The sequence below is a fragment of the Actinomycetota bacterium genome (assembly GCA_030776625.1).
Classification (GTDB): Bacteria; Actinomycetota; CADDZG01; order CADDZG01; family WHSQ01; genus MB1-2.
On record JALYHL010000006.1, the window covers coordinates 113,871 to 130,645 of the forward strand.

16 protein-coding genes are annotated in these 16,775 nt (G+C 68.0%); all 16 read left to right on the top strand.

All coding sequences use genetic code 11. The features are described 5' to 3' along the window. Window positions 1–117 precede the first annotated feature (117 nt). The gene (gene pyrR, locus M3N53_10860) at window positions 118–633 is read left to right on the top strand and encodes a bifunctional pyr operon transcriptional regulator/uracil phosphoribosyltransferase PyrR (GenBank protein MDP9068827.1); all 516 of its coding nucleotides are present in this window, start codon (window positions 118–120) and stop codon (window positions 631–633) included. After that, entirely contained in the window at window positions 633–1,562 is a 930-nt protein-coding gene (locus M3N53_10865) for an aspartate carbamoyltransferase catalytic subunit (protein ID MDP9068828.1), read from the top strand. Before pyrR ends, M3N53_10865 begins: the two co-directional genes overlap by 1 nt. Next, window positions 1,559–2,872, top strand: a complete 1,314-nt coding sequence (locus tag M3N53_10870) for a dihydroorotase (GenBank protein ID MDP9068829.1) — start codon at window positions 1,559–1,561, stop codon at window positions 2,870–2,872. Before M3N53_10865 ends, M3N53_10870 begins: the two co-directional genes overlap by 4 nt. After that, complete coding sequence (gene carA / locus M3N53_10875; protein ID MDP9068830.1) at window positions 2,869–4,074, top strand: glutamine-hydrolyzing carbamoyl-phosphate synthase small subunit; 1,206 nt, start codon at window positions 2,869–2,871, stop codon at window positions 4,072–4,074. The genes M3N53_10870 and carA overlap by 4 nt, the downstream gene beginning before the upstream one ends. Before the next feature lie 107 nt (window positions 4,075–4,181). Next, window positions 4,182–4,586, top strand: a complete 405-nt coding sequence (locus M3N53_10880; GenBank protein MDP9068831.1) for a VOC family protein — start codon at window positions 4,182–4,184, stop codon at window positions 4,584–4,586. An 11-nt stretch (window positions 4,587–4,597) separates the two neighbouring features. After that, on the top strand, window positions 4,598–7,864 hold the full coding sequence (gene carB, locus M3N53_10885) for a carbamoyl-phosphate synthase large subunit (protein ID MDP9068832.1): 3,267 nt from the start codon (window positions 4,598–4,600) through the stop codon (window positions 7,862–7,864). Continuing rightward, window positions 7,861–8,784 (top strand): dihydroorotate dehydrogenase electron transfer subunit, encoded by a 924-nt coding sequence (locus M3N53_10890; GenBank protein MDP9068833.1) that lies wholly within the window; start codon window positions 7,861–7,863, stop codon window positions 8,782–8,784. Before carB ends, M3N53_10890 begins: the two co-directional genes overlap by 4 nt. Next, on the top strand, window positions 8,784–9,707 hold the full coding sequence (locus M3N53_10895; GenBank protein MDP9068834.1) for a dihydroorotate dehydrogenase: 924 nt from the start codon (window positions 8,784–8,786) through the stop codon (window positions 9,705–9,707). The genes M3N53_10890 and M3N53_10895 overlap by 1 nt, the downstream gene beginning before the upstream one ends. Next, on the top strand, window positions 9,704–10,411 hold the full coding sequence (pyrF, locus tag M3N53_10900) for an orotidine-5'-phosphate decarboxylase (GenBank protein MDP9068835.1): 708 nt from the start codon (window positions 9,704–9,706) through the stop codon (window positions 10,409–10,411). Before M3N53_10895 ends, pyrF begins: the two co-directional genes overlap by 4 nt. Then, window positions 10,408–10,992 carry an orotate phosphoribosyltransferase gene (gene pyrE / locus M3N53_10905; protein MDP9068836.1) on the top strand — a complete coding sequence of 195 codons (585 nt, stop codon included), beginning with the start codon at window positions 10,408–10,410 and terminating at the stop codon, window positions 10,990–10,992. The genes pyrF and pyrE overlap by 4 nt, the downstream gene beginning before the upstream one ends. Before the next feature lie 157 nt (window positions 10,993–11,149). Next, window positions 11,150–11,467: an integration host factor gene (locus M3N53_10910; protein ID MDP9068837.1), complete on the top strand. Its 318-nt coding sequence runs from the start codon at window positions 11,150–11,152 to the stop codon at window positions 11,465–11,467. A gap of 4 nt (window positions 11,468–11,471) precedes the next feature. Beyond that, window positions 11,472–12,050, top strand: coding sequence for a guanylate kinase (gmk, locus tag M3N53_10915; protein ID MDP9068838.1), 579 nt, complete (start codon window positions 11,472–11,474; stop codon window positions 12,048–12,050). Between the two features lie 16 nt (window positions 12,051–12,066). Beyond that, window positions 12,067–12,315 (top strand): DNA-directed RNA polymerase subunit omega, encoded by a 249-nt coding sequence (gene rpoZ / locus M3N53_10920; GenBank protein MDP9068839.1) that lies wholly within the window; start codon window positions 12,067–12,069, stop codon window positions 12,313–12,315. 24 nt (window positions 12,316–12,339) lie between these two features. Continuing rightward, on the top strand, window positions 12,340–13,557 hold the full coding sequence (gene coaBC, locus M3N53_10925; GenBank protein ID MDP9068840.1) for a bifunctional phosphopantothenoylcysteine decarboxylase/phosphopantothenate--cysteine ligase CoaBC: 1,218 nt from the start codon (window positions 12,340–12,342) through the stop codon (window positions 13,555–13,557). A gap of 63 nt (window positions 13,558–13,620) precedes the next feature. Next, entirely contained in the window at window positions 13,621–14,817 is a 1,197-nt protein-coding gene (metK, locus tag M3N53_10930) for a methionine adenosyltransferase (protein ID MDP9068841.1), read from the top strand. Further along, window positions 14,792–16,771 carry a primosomal protein N' gene (gene priA / locus M3N53_10935; protein MDP9068842.1) on the top strand — a complete coding sequence of 660 codons (1,980 nt, stop codon included), beginning with the start codon at window positions 14,792–14,794 and terminating at the stop codon, window positions 16,769–16,771. The genes metK and priA overlap by 26 nt, the downstream gene beginning before the upstream one ends. Window positions 16,772–16,775: the final 4 nt, after the last annotated feature.

Below are 16,775 nucleotides of genomic sequence, written 5' to 3' on the forward strand. Positions count from 1 at the left end.
GAGTCCGGGAAGGAGAACGGTTTTGCCATACCCGAACACGAGCGCTTCCCCCTGGTGGGGAGGCGTTTTTTAGTGGCGCGAGCACCCGAACGACAGTTCTCGCTGAAGGCCCAGGTGATGGGCCCCGACGACGTCCGCCGAGCCCTCACCCGCGTGTCGCACGAGATCGTTGAGCGCAACAAGGGTACCGACGACCTCGTGATCGTGGGCATCCGCACCCGGGGAGCGCCCCTCGCGGACCGCATCGCCTCCGCCATAGCCGGTTTCGAAGGCGTCGACCTTCGGAGCGGCGCGCTGGACGTCACCCTCTACCGGGACGACGTGGCCCTGCGCGGCCCCCGCAGCCTCGAGGCGACCACCGTCCCCGGCGACATCGACGGGCGCGTCGTCGTCCTGGTGGACGACGTCCTCTACACCGGCCGCACGATCCGCGCCGCCTTCGACGCGGTCTTGGACATGGGCCGTCCCAAGGCGATCCGGCTGGCGGTCCTGGTCGACCGGGGCCACCGGGAGTTCCCGATCCGCGCCGACCACGTCGGGAAGAACCTCCCGACGAGCGCGGATGAGGTCGTGAAGGTGCTTGTGGAAGAGATAGATGGTGAGGACGCCGTCCTGATAGGGGAGCTCCGATGATCGGGAAACACCTGTTGAGCATGGATCAGCTGAACGCAGACGACATCACCCAGATCCTCGACACCGCCGAGTCACTGCGCCAGGTGACCGATCGGCCCATAAAGAAGCTCCCGACGCTGCGCGGCCGCACCGTCTGCAACCTCTTCTACGAAGCCTCCACCCGCACCCGCATCTCTTTCGAGCTGGCCGCGAAGAGGCTGTCGGCAGACGTCATCAACTTCTCCGCGGACTCCAAGTCGAGCGTGGCGAAGGGCGAGAGCTTCAAGGACACTGCATGGACGCTCGAGGCGATGGGCGTCGACGCGATCATCGTCCGTCACGGCTCTTCAGGAGCGCCTCACCAACTGGCGAAGTGGGTGAACGCGCATGTCCTGAACGCCGGCGACGGCGCGCACGAGCACCCGACCCAGGCGCTGTTGGACCTCTTCTCGATCCGGGAGCGCTTCAAAGACCTCGAGGGACTGAACGTCGCCATCGTCGGCGACATCATCCACTCGCGCGTGGCGCGCTCGAACGTGAAGGGCCTCGTCACGATGGGGGCCGAGGTGATCCTGGTGGGACCTCCGACGCTGATCCCGCGGGAGGCGACCTCGTGGGGCGCGACCATCTCGCACGAGCTGGACCCGCTCCTCGGCGACCTCGACGTCTGCTATCTGCTGCGCGTCCAGAAGGAGCGCCAGAACGAGCAGCTCTTCCCGAGCCTGCGCGAGTACGCAAAGCTCTGGGGTCTCGACTCACGGCGCATGGCGAAGATGAAGCGCGACGCGCTGGTGATGCACCCCGGCCCCATGAACCGCGGCGTCGAGATCGCCGCGGACGTCTCGGAATCCCCCCGCTCGATCATCCTCGATCAGGTAGCCAACGGCCTCGCCGTGCGGATGAGCCTGCTCTATCTGATGCTCGGCGGCGGCGAAGGAGGCGAGGAATGAGCTCGTTCCTGATCAGAGGCGGCCGCGTCGTCGATCCGGCCTCCTCTACAGACACCGTCGCCGATGTTCTGATCACGGACGGAGCAGTGACTGCGATCGGGCCGGACCTCGCGGCAGACGGGGCAGAGGTCGTCGAGGCCCGTGGCGCGGTGGTCGCTCCGGGGTTAGTGGACATGCACACTCACCTGCGCGAGCCCGGCCGTGAGGACGAAGAGACGATCGCGACCGCTTCGGCGGCGGCCGCTGCCGGTGGATACACAGCCGTGTGCGCGATGCCGAACACCGACCCAGTGCAAGACACAGCCGCAGTGGTGGAGAAGGTGTGGGCGCTCGGGCGCGAGGCGGGGCTCGTGGACGTCGTCCCGTCCGGCGCTCTGAGCAAGGGGTTGAAGGGCGAGAAGATGGCCGATCTGGGTGAGATGGCCCAGTCCTACGCGCAGGTCCGGCTGTTCACCGACGACGGTCACGGCGTGCAGGACGCGTTGTTCGCCCGGCGGGTGATGGAGTACCTGGTGGCGTTCGACGCTGTGTACGCCGAGCACTGCGAGGTCGAGGCGCTCGCGGCCGGAGGACAGATGCACGAGGGTGTCCGCTCGCACAAGCTCGGCTTGCGCGGGATCCCGGCGGAGGCCGAGGAGCTGATGGCGGCCCGCGACATCGCGCTGGCGAAGATGACGGGGTGCCGCCTGCATCTCCTTCACATCTCGACGGCGGGGACGGTAGAGCTGGTTCGGCGGGCGAAGGCGGACGGGCTCAGGGTCACGGCGGAGGCGACGCCGCACCACTTCACGCTCACGGACGCGGCGCTCGACGACTACGACCCGATGGCGAAGGTGAACCCGCCGCTGCGGACCGACACGGACAGAGAGGCTGTGATCGCCGGCCTGCAGGACGGCACGATCGACGCGATCGCCACCGACCACGCTCCGCACGCCCAGGAGGAGAAGGACCAGGAGCTCTCGTACGCACCACCGGGTCTGCTGGGCCTCGAGACGGCCCTGCCCTTGACGCTCACCGAGCTTGTCCGGCCGGGGCACCTCACATTGACTCAAGCGATCGAACGCCTGTCCACGAGACCGGCCGCCATCCTCGGCCTCGAGCGCCACGGCGCGCTCCGCGTCGGCGCTGCCGGGAACGTGGTCGTCCTCGACCCCGACGCGACCTGGACGGTAGACCCGATGCGGTTCCATTCCAAGAGCCGCAACACGCCCTTCGGGGGCCACGAGGTCAGCGGGCGGGTACTGCACACGTTCTTCAACGGCCAGCGGACGGTCGTCGAAGGACGGCTCCGCACCGAGGCGCTGGTATGAGCCGCCGCGAGCGCGCTCTGCTGGCGCTGGAAGACGGCTCCGTCTTCGCCGGAAGCTCTTTCGGCGCCCCCGGTACCGCGACCGGCGAGATCTGCTTCAACACCGGGATGACCGGCTACCAGGAGGTCCTCACCGACCCGAGTTATCACCGGCAGATCGTCTCGATGACGAGCCCTCAGATCGGCAACACCGGCGTCAACGACGACGACGATCAATCGCGGCGTCCGTGGGTCGCGGGGTTCATCGTGCGGGACCTCTCGCGCCTGACCTCATCGTGGCGTGCGCAGGGATCGCTGGACGCGTACCTCGCGCGACATGACGTCCCCGGGCTGGCAGACATCGACACTCGCCGTCTCACGCGGCACCTACGCGACCGCGGTGCCATGCGCGGCGCGCTCTCGAACGAGGTGACCAACGCCGACGAGCTCGTGGATATCGCGCGCTCCGCGCCGAGCATGGTGGGGCTCGACCTCGCTCGCGAGGTCACGACGGCCAGCTCCTACACCTGGACGGCCGAAGACGTTGCTGGCAGGCGAAGCGACGGATTCGCGGCGGGGGCCGAGAGCGCGCCTGCGACCGCCGAGCTGCTCGACCGGCAGCGGGGAGACGTTCTGCGGGTCGCGGCCTACGACTTCGGGATGAAGCAGAACATCCTGGACCTGTTGGTCTCGAGCGGAACAGAGGTCACGGTCGTTCCCGCAGAAACGCCGGCCGAGACGATCTTGCAGGGCGGCTTCGACGGCGTGTTCCTGTCCAACGGCCCGGGCGACCCCGAGCCCGTCACCTACGGGATCGAGGCCGTGCGCGGCCTCCTCGGGAAGATGCCCATCTTCGGCATCTGCCTCGGTCACCAGATCCTCGGGCTTGCCCTCGGCGCGGAGACCTACAAGCTCCCCTTCGGTCACCGCGGTGCGAACCACCCCGTGAAGCGTCTCGACGAAGGGACGATCGAGATCACGTGCCAGAACCACGGCTTCGCGGTCGAACTGAACAGCATCGGCAACACGACCGCGCGGTTGACGCACGTGAACCTTAACGACGAGACCGTTGAAGGGCTCGAGGTGCCGGGCGTCGCCTACAGTGTTCAGTACCACCCCGAATCGGGCCCCGGCCCCCACGATTCCCGGTACCTCTTCTCGAGGTTCAGGGGCCTGATCGAGACGTTCGAACCAATCGAGCTGGAGCTGGAGGTGAACGCATAGATGGGACGAGGCGACCGCAAGCGCACGCGCTGGTCGAAGGATCGCCAGAAGAAGAAGAGAGAGCGAGAGCGCCGCAAGGCCGAGGCCAAGGGAGCGACCCGCAGGTAATGAGCGCACATTTCAGCGTGCTCGGCCTCGATCACGTGGACGTGACCGCTCCAGAGGAGCTGGAGAACGAGGTCGTGGACTGGTATCAGAACTGTCTCGGGCTGACGCGGGTCAACAAGCCCGCCGGGACGCGCCCGCGCGGCGCCTGGTTCGAGCTCGGCCCTCAAGAGCTTCACGTCTCGATCGACGAGCACAACCCGCACCACACGGCCCACGTTGGGATCCTCGTCGACGACTTCGACGCGGTGGTCGAGCGACTGCGCGGCGCGGGATGTCATCTGGAGCAGGCGGCGACCCTCCCGGGCAGGCGTCGCTGCTACACCCGCGACCCGGCCGGCAACAGGATCGAGATCGGCTTCTTGGAGGAGCCGACCGCGCACATCGTGAGCGAGGAGTCGGGTTAGGTGAACCTCTAGTGCCGCGGCGAGACGACCTCCACAAGATCCTCGTCATCGGGTCCGGGCCGATCGTGATCGGCCAAGCGTCCGAGTTCGACTACTCCGGCGTCCAGGCATGCAAGGTCTTGCGCGACGAGGGCTACGAGGTCGTGCTGGTGAACTCCAATCCGGCAACCATCATGACGGACCCTGAGTTCGCCGACGCCACCTACGTCGAGCCCATCACGCCCGAGTACGTCGCCAAGATCATCGAGAAGGAGCGCCCGGACGCGGTGCTGCCGACGTTGGGGGGGCAGACCGGCCTCAACGTCGCGATGGACCTGGCCGCCTCGGGAGTTCTCGAGGCCTTCGACGTCGAGATGATCGGCGCCGATGCAGTGTCGATCCGGCGCGCCGAGGACCGGCGCCTCTTCAAGCAGGTGATGGGGGAGGCCGGCATCGATCTTCCTCGATCGACCTTCGCTTACTCGGTCGACGAGGCGCAGGCAGCGGCTGCAGGGATCGGCTTTCCGGTCGTTATCCGCGCCTCCTACGTGCTCGGCGGCGGCGGATCCGGCGTTGTGCATAGCCCGGAGGAGCTCGCGCATGTGGCTGCCGAGGGGATCCGGCTCTCGACGATCGGCGAGGTGCTGGTCGAAGAGGCGATCTCAGGGTGGAAGGAGTTCGAGCTCGAGGTCATGCGCGACCGCAACGACAACGTCGTGATCGTGTGTCCGATCGAGAACCTCGACCCGATGGGGGTCCACACCGGTGACTCGATCACGGTCGCTCCCGCGATGACGCTGACCGACGTCGAATACCAGGGGATGCGCGACGACGCGGTGCGCGTGATGCGCGCCATCGGCGTCGAGACCGGCGGGTCGAACGTCCAGTTCGCGGTGCATCCGGCGACCGGCCGGCGGGTGGTGATCGAGATGAACCCGCGCGTGTCTCGCTCGAGCGCCCTGGCCTCCAAGGCAACGGGATTCCCGATCGCGAAGATCGCGGCGAAGCTCGCCGTCGGCTACACGCTGGACGAGATCCCCAACGACATCACCCGCAAGACCCCCGCGTCGTTCGAGCCGACCATCGACTACGTCGTTGTGAAGATCCCGCGCTGGACGTTCGAGAAGTTCCCGAACGCGGACAGGACCCTCGGGACGAAGATGAAGTCGGTCGGCGAGGTCATGGCGATCGGTCGCACCTTCGTCGAGGCGCTGCAGAAGGGGTTCCGCTCGCTCGAGCAGGATCTGCCGGGCCTTGCCACTGGCAACGCCCCGGAGGTGCCGCTTCCCGAGCTGATCGAACAGCTGAGGCAGCCGGTGGAGCACCGCCTGCTGCTCCTCGAGGAGGCGCTCTACCAGGGGCTGTCGACGCAGGAGGCGGCTCGGGTGACCTCGATCGACCCGTGGTTCATCGACCAGATCGCGCGCCTCGCCGAGGCGAGGCGGGAGCTCTCTGCGCTCGGGACGCTGGACGCGTTCGACCGGGACACGCTGCTGGCCGCGAAACGCCTGGGATTCTCGGATGTGCAGCTGGCGCGGCTCGTGGGCTCCACCGAGGCGGAGGTCCGCGCGCGACGGCTCCAGCTCGACGTGCGGCCCACCTACAAGACCGTCGATACCTGCGCCGCCGAGTTCGAAGCCGAGACCCCGTATCACTACTCGACGTACGAGGAGGAAGACGAGGTCCGCTTCTCGACGAAGCCGAAGGTGCTGATCTTGGGGTCGGGGCCGAACCGGATCGGCCAGGGCATCGAGTTCGACTACTGCTGCGTGCACGCCGCTTTCGCTCTCGGCGACGCCGGCTACGAGACCATCATGCTCAACTGCAATCCCGAGACCGTTTCGACCGACTACGACACGGCCGACCGCCTCTATTTCGAGCCGCTCACCTTCGAAGACGTGATGAACGTGGTCGAGCGTGAGCAGCCGGCAGGCGTGATCGTGCAGCTCGGCGGCCAGACGCCCCTCAAGCTCGCCACGCCCTTGCACGAGGCCGGCGTACCCATCTTCGGGACCTCTCCGGACGCTATCGATCGCGCCGAGGACCGGGAGCGCTTCGGCGCACTGTTGGCGGACCTCGCGCTCCCGCATCCGCCGAACGGGATGGCGCGCTCTCTTGCGGAAGCCCGCGCTGTTGCCGCATCTATCGGGTACCCGGTCCTGGTTCGTCCCAGCTACGTGCTCGGGGGCCGGGCCATGGAGATCGTCTACGAGGAGTCGTCGCTGGAGGGCTACATGCGTACCGCCGCTCAGGTGTCGCCCTCTCACCCCGTTCTGGTCGACAAGTTCCTCGAGGGCGCGGTCGAGGTCGACTGCGACGCCGTGTACGACGGCAGCGACCTCTACATCGGCGGCGTGCTGGAGCACATCGAGGAGGCCGGGATCCACTCCGGCGACTCGGCCTGCGCCCTGCCACCTTTCACGCTGACGGACGACCAGATAGACGAGGTCATCCGGCACACGCGCTTGCTTGCGCATGCCCTGGGCGTGAAGGGGCTGATCAACATCCAGTTCGCGGTGAAGGACGAGGAGGTCTACGTCCTGGAGGCGAACCCGCGCGCTTCACGGACCGTTCCTTTCACCTCCAAAGCTACGGGGGTGCCGCTGGCCAAGGTGGCGTCGCGGGTGATGACCGGCGCGACCCTGGCGCAACTGCGGGACGAGGGGCTGGTGCCGGACCGGACGGTCGGTCACGACGGGCTCAAGCACGTGGCGGTCAAGGAGGCCGTGCTCCCGTTCGAGCGGTTCCGCGGCGTCGACACGACGCTGGGGCCCGAGATGCGGTCGACCGGCGAGGTCATGGGGATCGACTCGAACTTCGGCCTCGCCTTCGCGAAGGCCGAGCGGTCCGCGAACGTACGGCTGCCGGTGAAGGGCACCGTCTTCATCTCCGTAGCGAACCGGGACAAGCGCAGCGTCATCTTCCCCGCCAAGAGACTGCACGACCTCGGGTTCAACCTCGTGGCGACGGGGGGGACCGCGCAGCTGCTGAAGCGAGCCGGCGTCGACGTGGAGATGGCGCCAAAGGTGTCCGCCGCGGCTGACGGCGGAGCCAAGAACGTGATCGAGCGCATCGCGGCGGGCGAGATCGACATGATCTTCAACACACCGTTCGGCCGCAAGGCTCGCTCCGACGGCTACTTCATCCGCACGGCGGCGGTGGACGCCGGCGTTCCGTGCATCACGACGATGTCGGGTATGGCGGCGGCGGTCCAGGCGATCGAGGAGCTCGTGGCGGGCGAGCCCCACGTCCGGTCTCTCCAGGAGCACCTGCGGATCTCGCAGGAGCAGCGGCGATGAGCCTGGTGCTTGCCTCGGGGGAGGTGCTGACGCACAAGAAGTACGGCGAGCATTATCACTCGCTCACGATCGTGAGCCCAGATGTGGGGGCGCGGGTCAGGCCCGGCCAGTTCGTGAACATCCGTTGCGGCGAGGATCGAGGAAACATCCTGCGGCGGCCCTTCTCCGTCTTCAGGGTCCACAAGCGCGGAGGGTGGGCCTCGACGATCGAGATCGTCTTCGACATCCGGGGGCCCGGGACGACCTATCTCTCACAGCTCCGCCCGCACTCGAGCGTCGACCTCATGGGACCGACGGGACGCGGTTTCGTACTGCCCAAGCGACGAGCGCACTGTCTCCTCGTCGGGGGTGGTATCGGGGCCGCGCCACTGTTCTTCTTGGCGGACGAGCTGCGCAACGAGGGGCATCGCGTGGACGTGATCCTCGGAGCCCGCAGTGCGGGTCTGTTGCTCGGTGCCATAGAGGCACGCCGCTTCGCGTCTGTCTGTCGCACGACCACCGAAGACGGCAGCACGGGAGACACCGGTCGGGTGACGGACGTGTTGGTCGACACGATCCGTCGCTGTGAGACCGAGATCGTCTATGCGTGTGGTCCACACCCGATGCTGGCCGCGGTTTCGAAGATATGCATCGAACAGCGGGTGCCGATCCAGGTTGCGGTGGAGGAGCTGATGGCATGCGGCTACGGCGTCTGCATGACGTGCGTGATGCCGCTTCGAGGCGAAGGCTCGCGACAGCGCGAGACGGTCTACGCACGTTCCTGTACCGAAGGCCCCGTCTTCAACGGCGCGCAGGTGGTGTGGAACGGGGACGCCGACCTGGTCGCCGCCGATCAGACGGAGCTGAGTCCGGCAGGGGTCGCGAGCCGTCACGGGGGCATCGATGAGCCTTCCGACGAGCACGCGCCTCCGGGCAACTGATGACCAGGATCCTCGCGAAGCTCGGCCCCCTCGAGCTGCACAACCCGGTGCTCGTCGCATCCGGCACCTTCGGCGCCGGCCGCGAGGGAGCCGCTTTCGTCGACCTCGCGCAGATGGGCGGGATCATCGTTAAGTCCATGACGATCACCCCGTGGACGGGGAAACCGACGCCTCGCATGTGCGAGACCCCGTCGGGGATGCTGAACGCGATCGGCATCCAGAACAAGGGCGTGGATCACTTCATCACCGAGGACCTGCCGTGGCTGGTGAAACAGAACGCGACGGTGTTCGCCTCGATCGCCGGCAACACGGTGGAGGAGTTCGTCCGCGTGGCGGACAAGCTCCGCACCGCCCGCGGCATCGCAGCCGTGGAGGTCAATATCTCGTGCCCGAACCTCGAGGACCGCAACAACATGTTCTCGCACTCGACGCGTTCGACGGCGGCAGTGGTGGGGCAGGTCAAGGCGGCGTTGAGGCGGGTGCCGGTTTTCCCCAAGCTGTCACCGAACGTGACTTCTCTTTCGGACATAGCAGATGCTGCGCTGAACGCGGGCGCGGACGGGCTCTCGTTGATCAACACGGTCTTCGGGATGTCGATCGACGTAGAGACCAGACGTCCGAAGCTGGCGGGGGTGGTCGGAGGTCTGTCGGGACCGGCTATCCACCCGATCGCGGTGCGGGCGGTACACGACATCCACCGCCACTTCCCGCATGTGCCGATCATCGGCCAGGGCGGCATCGCCAACGCGACGGACGCCCTGCAGCTGATCCTCGCCGGAGCTTCCGCCGTTGCGGTGGGCACGATGAACTTCGTGAACCCGCGCGCGTCGGTCGACGTCGCCGAAGGCATCGCCGCTTACATGCAGCGTCACAAGGTCGCGGACCTGGCCGAGCTCGTCGGCGCACTGAAGGTCGAAGGATGAGCACGTCGGAGGTCGCGGTGGAGAACGCGATCTGCGTCGCGCTCGATACGGCCTCTCCGAGCGGCGCGCTGGAGATGGCGACCACGCTGCGGGATTCGGTCGGTGCGGTGAAGGTCGGCCTCACCGCGTTCGCGACCGGAGGCGGCGACCTTGTTCGTTCGATCGCGGAGACGCAACGCGTGTTTCTCGACCTGAAGTTCCACGACATCCCGGTGCAGGTCGCGGGAGCGGTGTCGGCCGTCCGCCACCTGGGCGCAGACCTGACGACGGTTCACGCGTCGGGGGGCCGCGCGATGCTGGCCGCGGCCGCAGAGGCCGCGGGCGACGAGGTCAACGTTCTCGCGGTGACGGTGCTGACCAGCCTCGACCGCGAAGAGCTCAGCGACATCGGCTTCGCTGGTGATCCTGAATCCTCGGTGCTGCGGCTTGTCGAGCTGAGCTTGCGCGCGGGGGTCCGCGGGATCGTCTGCTCGCCACTCGAGGTCGCGCCGATCCGCGCACGGTTCGGCAGGCACGACGCGGGCGGTCCGTACCTGGTGGTGCCGGGGATCAGGCCCGAAGCTGCCGACGCCGGCGATCAGCGTCGCACCCTCACGCCGAGACAGGCCCTGGATGCGGGCGCCGATCTCCTCGTGATCGGACGCCCGATCACAGCGGCGCCCGACCCCGCCGCCGCCGCTCGCGACATCGCCCGCTCGCTGTGAACCCCGCCGAGATCCTGGAGGTTCTCGAGAGCCGCGGCGCCGTCCTGCACGGCCACTTCGAGCTGTCATCCGGCAGACACTCCGACCTCTTCGTGCAGAAGTTCCGGGTCCTGGAGCAACCGCGCCTGGCACAACGCTTCGGAGAGTCCATCGCCCAGCTCTTCGACGAAGGGTTCGACGTGGTCGCGGCCCCCGCGGTCGGCGCGGTGGTTCTCGGTTTCGCGACCGCTCTCGGAGCCGACGCGCGCAGCATCTTCGCGGAGAGGGTGGACGGAGAGATGTCCTTCCGCCGAGGGTTCGAGGTCGCGCCACACGAGCGGGTTCTGGTGGTCGAAGACGTGGTCACGACCGGGGGCTCGGCGCGTGAGGTGGTGGACCTGGTGAAGGCCGCGGGCGGCACCGTCGTCGGGGTCGGCGCGTTGTTGGACCGAAGCGACCCATCGCGCGCCGCCGATTCCCTCGGCGTCCCGCTGCGCGCGCTCATGAAGCTCGAGGCGCGCTCATGGGAGCCGTCGGCGTGTCCTTTGTGCGCGGCGAACGAACCTCTAGAGGACCCTGGGAGCCGGCGCCTGGGACGTTAGCGCTTCAGCACGAAGAGCACCATCCCGTACCAACGATCGCCAGCGCGTGCCTTTGCCACCGACCGCGACGGTGCCTATAATCCGCTGGCCCAGGGCTTCTGCGCACGCGGCGACGGCCTCGGCTTCACCGAACCAGATCATCGAAGGAGGATGCTGCATGCCCCTGCCCCCGCCCCTCACAGAGGAGCAGCGACGCCAGGCACTGGAGAAGGCGGCGATCGCGCGGCGGAAGCGGGCGGAGCTCAAGGAGCAGCTGAAGAGCGGGCGAACCAGCCTGCGCGATCTGCTGGACCGCACGAGCGACGAGATCGTCGGCAAGATGAAGGTCTCGACGGTGCTGGAGTCGCTTCCCGGCGTCGGCCGCGTGCGGGCACGGAAGCTGATGGAGCGACTCGACATCTCGGAGTCGCGTCGCATGCGGGGCCTCGGAGAGAAGCAGAAGAAGAATCTTCTCCAAGAGTTCGCTCGGCGATAGCCGGGTGGATCCGATCTCTGGAGACGGCGGTGGGAACCGCGGCCGCTTGTTCGTCGTGTCCGGTCCCTCCGGCGCGGGGAAAGGGACGGTGATCCAGGAGGTCTTGCGGCGGCGCCCAGAGATCGTATTGAGCGTGTCGGTGACCACCCGCCCCGCACGCCGCCAGGAACGCCAGGGGGTGCACTACAACTTCGTGGGTGAACCGGAGTTCAAGGCGATGCGCGACCGCGGCGATCTCCTCGAGTCGGCACGGGTGCACGGCAACTTCTACGGGACCCCTCGTCCGGCGGTCGAGGCGGCGCTGGCCGGCGGGAGGGACGTGATCTGCGAGTTGGACATCCAGGGAGCGGAGTCGGTCAAGCGGGCCAAGCCCGAGGCCATCTTGATCTTCATCGAGCCGCCGTCGATGGAGGACCTGCACACCCGCCTGCGGAACCGGGGAACCGAGAGCCCCGACGACATGTCGAGCCGCATCGATGCCGCCTACGCCGAGATCAAGCGCAAGGAGCTCTACGACCACATCGTGATCAATGACCGTTTGGAGGACGCCGTAGATCACCTGCTCCGTATACTGGACGGCTGAACAGAAAGGAATCCTGATGATCGAACCCAAGATCGAAACGCTGATCGAAAGCGCCGACTCGAAGTACACGCTCGTGATCCTCGCGGCGAAGCGCAGCCGCCAGATCAACTCCTACTTCAGCCAGCTGGGTGAAGGAGTCGCCGAGTACACCCCGCCACAGGTCCCCCTCGGTGCGGATCAGGCTCCTAAGTCACTGTCGATCGCGTTGCAAGAGATCGCAGAGGGCGTCGTTTCTTTCGAACGCACGGCCGACGGGATCAAGTAGCACCCCTCTTCTTCCGGAGGTGACATGAGCCTGCAGGGCAAGAAGGTCATCCTCTGCGTCACAGGCGGTATCGCCGCCTACAAGGTCCCCGTCGTAGCGCGCCGTCTCACGGAGCTAGGTGCGGACGTCCGCGTCGTCATGACGCGCTCCGCCCAGCGCTTCGTCGGCGTCCAGACGTTCGCCTCTCTCACGGGGCGCAGCGTCTATACGGAGCTCTTCGGCTCCGGCTCCGACGTCCCCCACGTCGAGCTCGCCCGCGGTGCCGACCTCGTCCTCGTCGCTCCCGCGACGGCCAACGCGCTGGCGAAGATGGCCCTCGGGATCAGCGACGACCTCTTCTCTGCAACGCTTCTGACCGCCCGGTGTCCCGTGTTGGTGGCTCCGGCCATGCACACCGAGATGTGGGAGCATCCCGCCACCCGCGCCAACATCGAGACGCTGGCGGCACGCGGCGTGCACCTCGTGGGACCCGTCAGCGGGCCGCTGTCTTCTGGAGACCACGGACCGGGGCGGATGGTGGAGCCGGACGAGATCGTGGCGGCCGCCGCGGCTGTGGTCGGCGCTACACAAGACCTCGCCGGACGCCGCGTCCTCGTGACGGCGGGAGGGACGCAGGAGCCGATCGACCCCGTCCGGTTCATCGGGAACCGATCGTCGGGGCGCATGGGGATCGACATAGCGGCCGAAGCGGCGCGGCGAGGCGCGAAGGTGACGCTGGTCGTAGGTCCCACGAACGTGCCCATCCCCCCCGGTATCGACGTGGTGAGTGTGCGAACGGCGCAGCAGATGCGGGAGGCGGTGCTGGAGCGCGCTTCCGACGCCGACGCGATCGTGAAGGCGGCCGCGGTGGCCGATTGGCAGGCCGATACCCGAGCGGACCAGAAGCTCAAGAAGGCGGCCGGGCCCCCTCCGATCCACCTGGTGCCTACCCCCGACATCCTCATGGAGCTGGGAGCGGACCGCTCGCTGCGGAAGGACGCGAGCATCCTGGTCGGCTTCGCCGCCGAGACCGAGCCCGACCCGGCCAAGCTCGCCGATCTGGCGGAAGCCAAGCGAGTCTCCAAGGGCGCCGACCTGATCGTCGCCAACGACGTCTCCAGCCACGACTCGGGGTTCGAGGTGCCGACGAACAGGGCCGTCATCGCGTCCGCTGCGGGAACCGACGACGTGGGTCTGGTCACGAAGAAGGCGCTGGCGGCCGCGTTGATCGACCGGGTCGTTAGATCCTTGGGGGACTCGTGAGGACGCGCTCAGGCAGGTAGACCTCCACCGGGACGCCGGCGGCGTCGGATTAGGATGCCGCCCATGCCCAGCGACGAGCTGTCCCTCTTCACGTCAGAGTCCGTCACCGAGGGTCATCCCGACAAGATGGCGGACCAGATATCGGACGCCGTACTGGACGAGATCCTCTCGGACGACCCCTTCGGGCGTGTCGCCTGCGAGACCCTCATCACTACCGGCCTGGTAGTCGTCGCCGGGGAGATAACGACCTCCACCTACGTCGACATCCCCGCGGTCGTCCGCCGCACCGTCACCGACATCGGCTACACGAGCTCGAAGATCGGTTTCGACGGCGAGACCTGCGGCGTGGCGGTCGCGATCCAGGAGCAGTCGCCGGACATCGATCGCGGAGTCACGCAGTCGAACGAGGAGCAGCGCGGCGAGGCGGGTGACGAGCTGGACACTCAGGGCGCGGGGGACCAGGGGATGATGTTCGGCTTCGCCTGCCGGGACAACGCGGACCTGATGCCGATGCCGATCTGGCTGAGCCACCGGTTCGCCCACCGGCTGTCGGAGGTACGCAAGGCCGGTGTGATCCCGTACCTGCGGCCCGACGGGAAGGTGCAGGTGACGGTCGGCTACCGCGACGGCAAGCCGGCGACGCTCGACACCATCGTCGTGTCGTCGCAGCACCAGCCCAACGTGGATATCGAGACGTTGCTCCAGCCCGACCTGATCCAGCACGTGATCGACCCGCTAGTCCCGCCCGACCTCGACGCCGAGGATCTGAAGGTCCTCGTCAACCCGACCGGGCTCTTCGAGATCGGCGGGCCGCGGGCGGACACGGGCCTGACCGGGCGCAAGATCATCATCGACACCTACGGGGGCATGGCGCGACACGGCGGTGGCGCCTTCTCGGGGAAGGACCCGACGAAGGTCGACCGCTCCGCGGCGTACGCCGCTCGATACGTGGCGAAGAACGTGGTGGCAGCGGGCCTCGCCGATAGGTTCGAGATGCAGGTGGCGTACGCGATCGGCGTCGCGCACCCGGTATCGGTCTCGTTCGACACGTTCGGAACGGAGACCACAGACCTGGCGAGGATCGCCAGCGCGATCGACGAGGTGTTCGACCTCCGGCCCGCGGCGATCATCCGCGACCTCGACCTGCGCAGGCCGATCTACCGCAACACCGCGGCCTACGGGCACTTCGGCAGATCCGACAAGGACTTCACCTGGGAGCGAACCGACCGCGCCGATGACCTCCGCCGCCTCTGCGGCTAGCGGCGATCCCTCTCCTCCCGCGGCGGAGGAGCCCCCTCTTATAGCAGCGGTCCTCCCGCTCGTCGCGGCGTGGGCCGTCGATCGGACGTTCGACTATCTGGTTCCCGCCGATCTTGCGGACTCCGTCCAGGTCGGCACCCTGGTGCGCGTGCCCTTCGGCGGCCGAAACGTCCGCGGCATCGTGACGGCAGTCGGCGGCGAGCAACCGGAGCGCGCTCTGGAGTCGATCTTGAGCCTGCCGTTGTCGGATCCCGTGGCACCCGCGCCTCTTCCCTCGCTCTATGACTGGGTCGCCAGCCGCTACGTCGTCCCGCGGGCACGCGCATACGAGCGGGCGGTACCGCCGCGCGTTCGGGTGAAGGTGCGTGAGCCGGAGCGACTGAGCGGGCCCGCCCCGCCGGAGCTGCTTCTGAGCTACGACGGCGGCGCCGAGCTCGCCGCCGCCATCTCCGGCGGGGTGGCCGGCGCGTGCTCGTTGCGCCCATTGCGCGGGCACAGCAGAGGGCGGTTGATCGCGGAGCTGATAAGTGCAGCGGCGGCCGCTTCGGACGGAGCGGCGTTGATCGCCGTCCCGGAGGTCCACTACGGCTCCCGCGTCGTCCGGGAGCTGCAAGGGGTCTATCCGTCGCTGGAGCGCGTCGACACGTCGGCGGGTGACATGGAGCGATCGGCGGCGTGGGCCCGGATGGCCGCGGGGCACGGGCTCGCCGCGGGAGGGCGCAGCGTCGTCTTCGCGCCGTGTCCGCGGTTGCGGCTCGTCGTCGTGGACGAGGAGCATGACTCCGTTTACAAGGAGGATCGCTCGCCCCGTTACGACACTCGCCGCGTCGCGCTCGAGCGCGCCCGCTTGCAAGGCGCGGTCTGCGTCTTGATCAGCGAGACCCCCTCCGTCGAGTGGGGCGCGGCCGCCGCCGCCGGCTCGATCCGCCGCGTCGCGCCTTCGCGCCACGTCCAGCGGGAGGAACGTCCGGTGGTGGAGCTCGTTCCTCCTCCCGTGCAGGGCGGCCTGTCGGACGAGCTGCACGCGCGCGTCCGAGAGACGCTGCGGGCGGAACGCTCGGTCGCCCTTCTCGCACCGCGGCGGGGCTACGCCCGAACCGTGTGGTGCTCGAGCTGCCGCCGCTCCCTGAGGTGTCCTCGATGTGAGGCCGGTCTTTCCTTCGAGGGGCAGCGGCGTCGGGTGGAGTGTCGCCGCTGCGGGCTCGACTCGTCACCCCCCGACCTGTGCCCGTCGTGTGGCGGTACGCATTTCCTCTACCTGGGACGCGGCGCGGAGCGGCACGCGGAGCAGCTGGCGAAGGCGTTCCCACGGGTCCCGGTGATCCACATGGATCGGCCGGCGGCGTCGCGCGAGGTGTCTCCCCGGTCGTGGTCGGGCCACGGCATCTACGTCACCACCTGGTTCGGCACGAAGCCCGAGCTGCGCCCCGATGTCTCTCTCGTCGGCGTCCTCGACGCGGACGCGCTGACGCGCCGCCCGGACTTCCGAGCCGCGGAGCAAGCGCACCAGGTGCTGGTGGAGATGGCCGAGTGGGCAGGGCCGGCTCGGGTCGGGGGCCGTGTCGTGGTCCAGACGAACGACCCGAACCATCACGCTATCCAGGCGATGGTGCGCGGCGACTTCGACTTCTTCCTGCAGCGGGAGCTCGATCTTCGACGCGAGCTCCTTTATCCGCCGTTCGCGGAGCTCGTGAAGGTGTCGGCGTTGGGCGATGAGGCCGCCGCCCTGATGGAAGAGGTCGCGGGCGTTGCCCGATCGCACTCGGCGCGCGTCCTCGGACCGATCTCGGCCCCCTTCCCGTCGGGCGGCAGAGACGTAGCGAATCGTGGCGACCGGGGCCTGCAGATGTTGTTGAAGTGCCCCGCCGCACAGCCGGTGGCCGAGGAACTGAGAGATATCCTGCCCCGCGTCCCCCGCTCGACCCGCTTGCGAGTCGACGTAGATCCACGGTAGAGGA

What these genes read in the sequence shown, in the direction of transcription:
- priA (MDP9068842.1), top strand. Translation starts at nt 14,792, where the DNA reads ATGACCTCCGCCGCCTCTGCGGCTAGCGGCGATCCCTCTCCTCCCGCG.
- carA (MDP9068830.1), top strand. Translation starts at nt 2,869, where the DNA reads ATGAGCCGCCGCGAGCGCGCTCTGCTGGCGCTGGAAGACGGCTCCGTC.
- metK (MDP9068841.1), top strand. Translation starts at nt 13,621, where the DNA reads ATGCCCAGCGACGAGCTGTCCCTCTTCACGTCAGAGTCCGTCACCGAG.
- M3N53_10890 (MDP9068833.1), top strand. Translation starts at nt 7,861, where the DNA reads ATGAGCCTGGTGCTTGCCTCGGGGGAGGTGCTGACGCACAAGAAGTAC.
- coaBC (MDP9068840.1), top strand. Translation starts at nt 12,340, where the DNA reads ATGAGCCTGCAGGGCAAGAAGGTCATCCTCTGCGTCACAGGCGGTATC.
- M3N53_10895 (MDP9068834.1), top strand. Translation starts at nt 8,784, where the DNA reads ATGACCAGGATCCTCGCGAAGCTCGGCCCCCTCGAGCTGCACAACCCG.
- pyrR (MDP9068827.1), top strand. Translation starts at nt 118, where the DNA reads ATGGGCCCCGACGACGTCCGCCGAGCCCTCACCCGCGTGTCGCACGAG.
- rpoZ (MDP9068839.1), top strand. Translation starts at nt 12,067, where the DNA reads ATGATCGAACCCAAGATCGAAACGCTGATCGAAAGCGCCGACTCGAAG.
- M3N53_10880 (MDP9068831.1), top strand. Translation starts at nt 4,182, where the DNA reads ATGAGCGCACATTTCAGCGTGCTCGGCCTCGATCACGTGGACGTGACC.
- M3N53_10870 (MDP9068829.1), top strand. Translation starts at nt 1,559, where the DNA reads ATGAGCTCGTTCCTGATCAGAGGCGGCCGCGTCGTCGATCCGGCCTCC.
- M3N53_10910 (MDP9068837.1), top strand. Translation starts at nt 11,150, where the DNA reads ATGCCCCTGCCCCCGCCCCTCACAGAGGAGCAGCGACGCCAGGCACTG.
- pyrF (MDP9068835.1), top strand. Translation starts at nt 9,704, where the DNA reads ATGAGCACGTCGGAGGTCGCGGTGGAGAACGCGATCTGCGTCGCGCTC.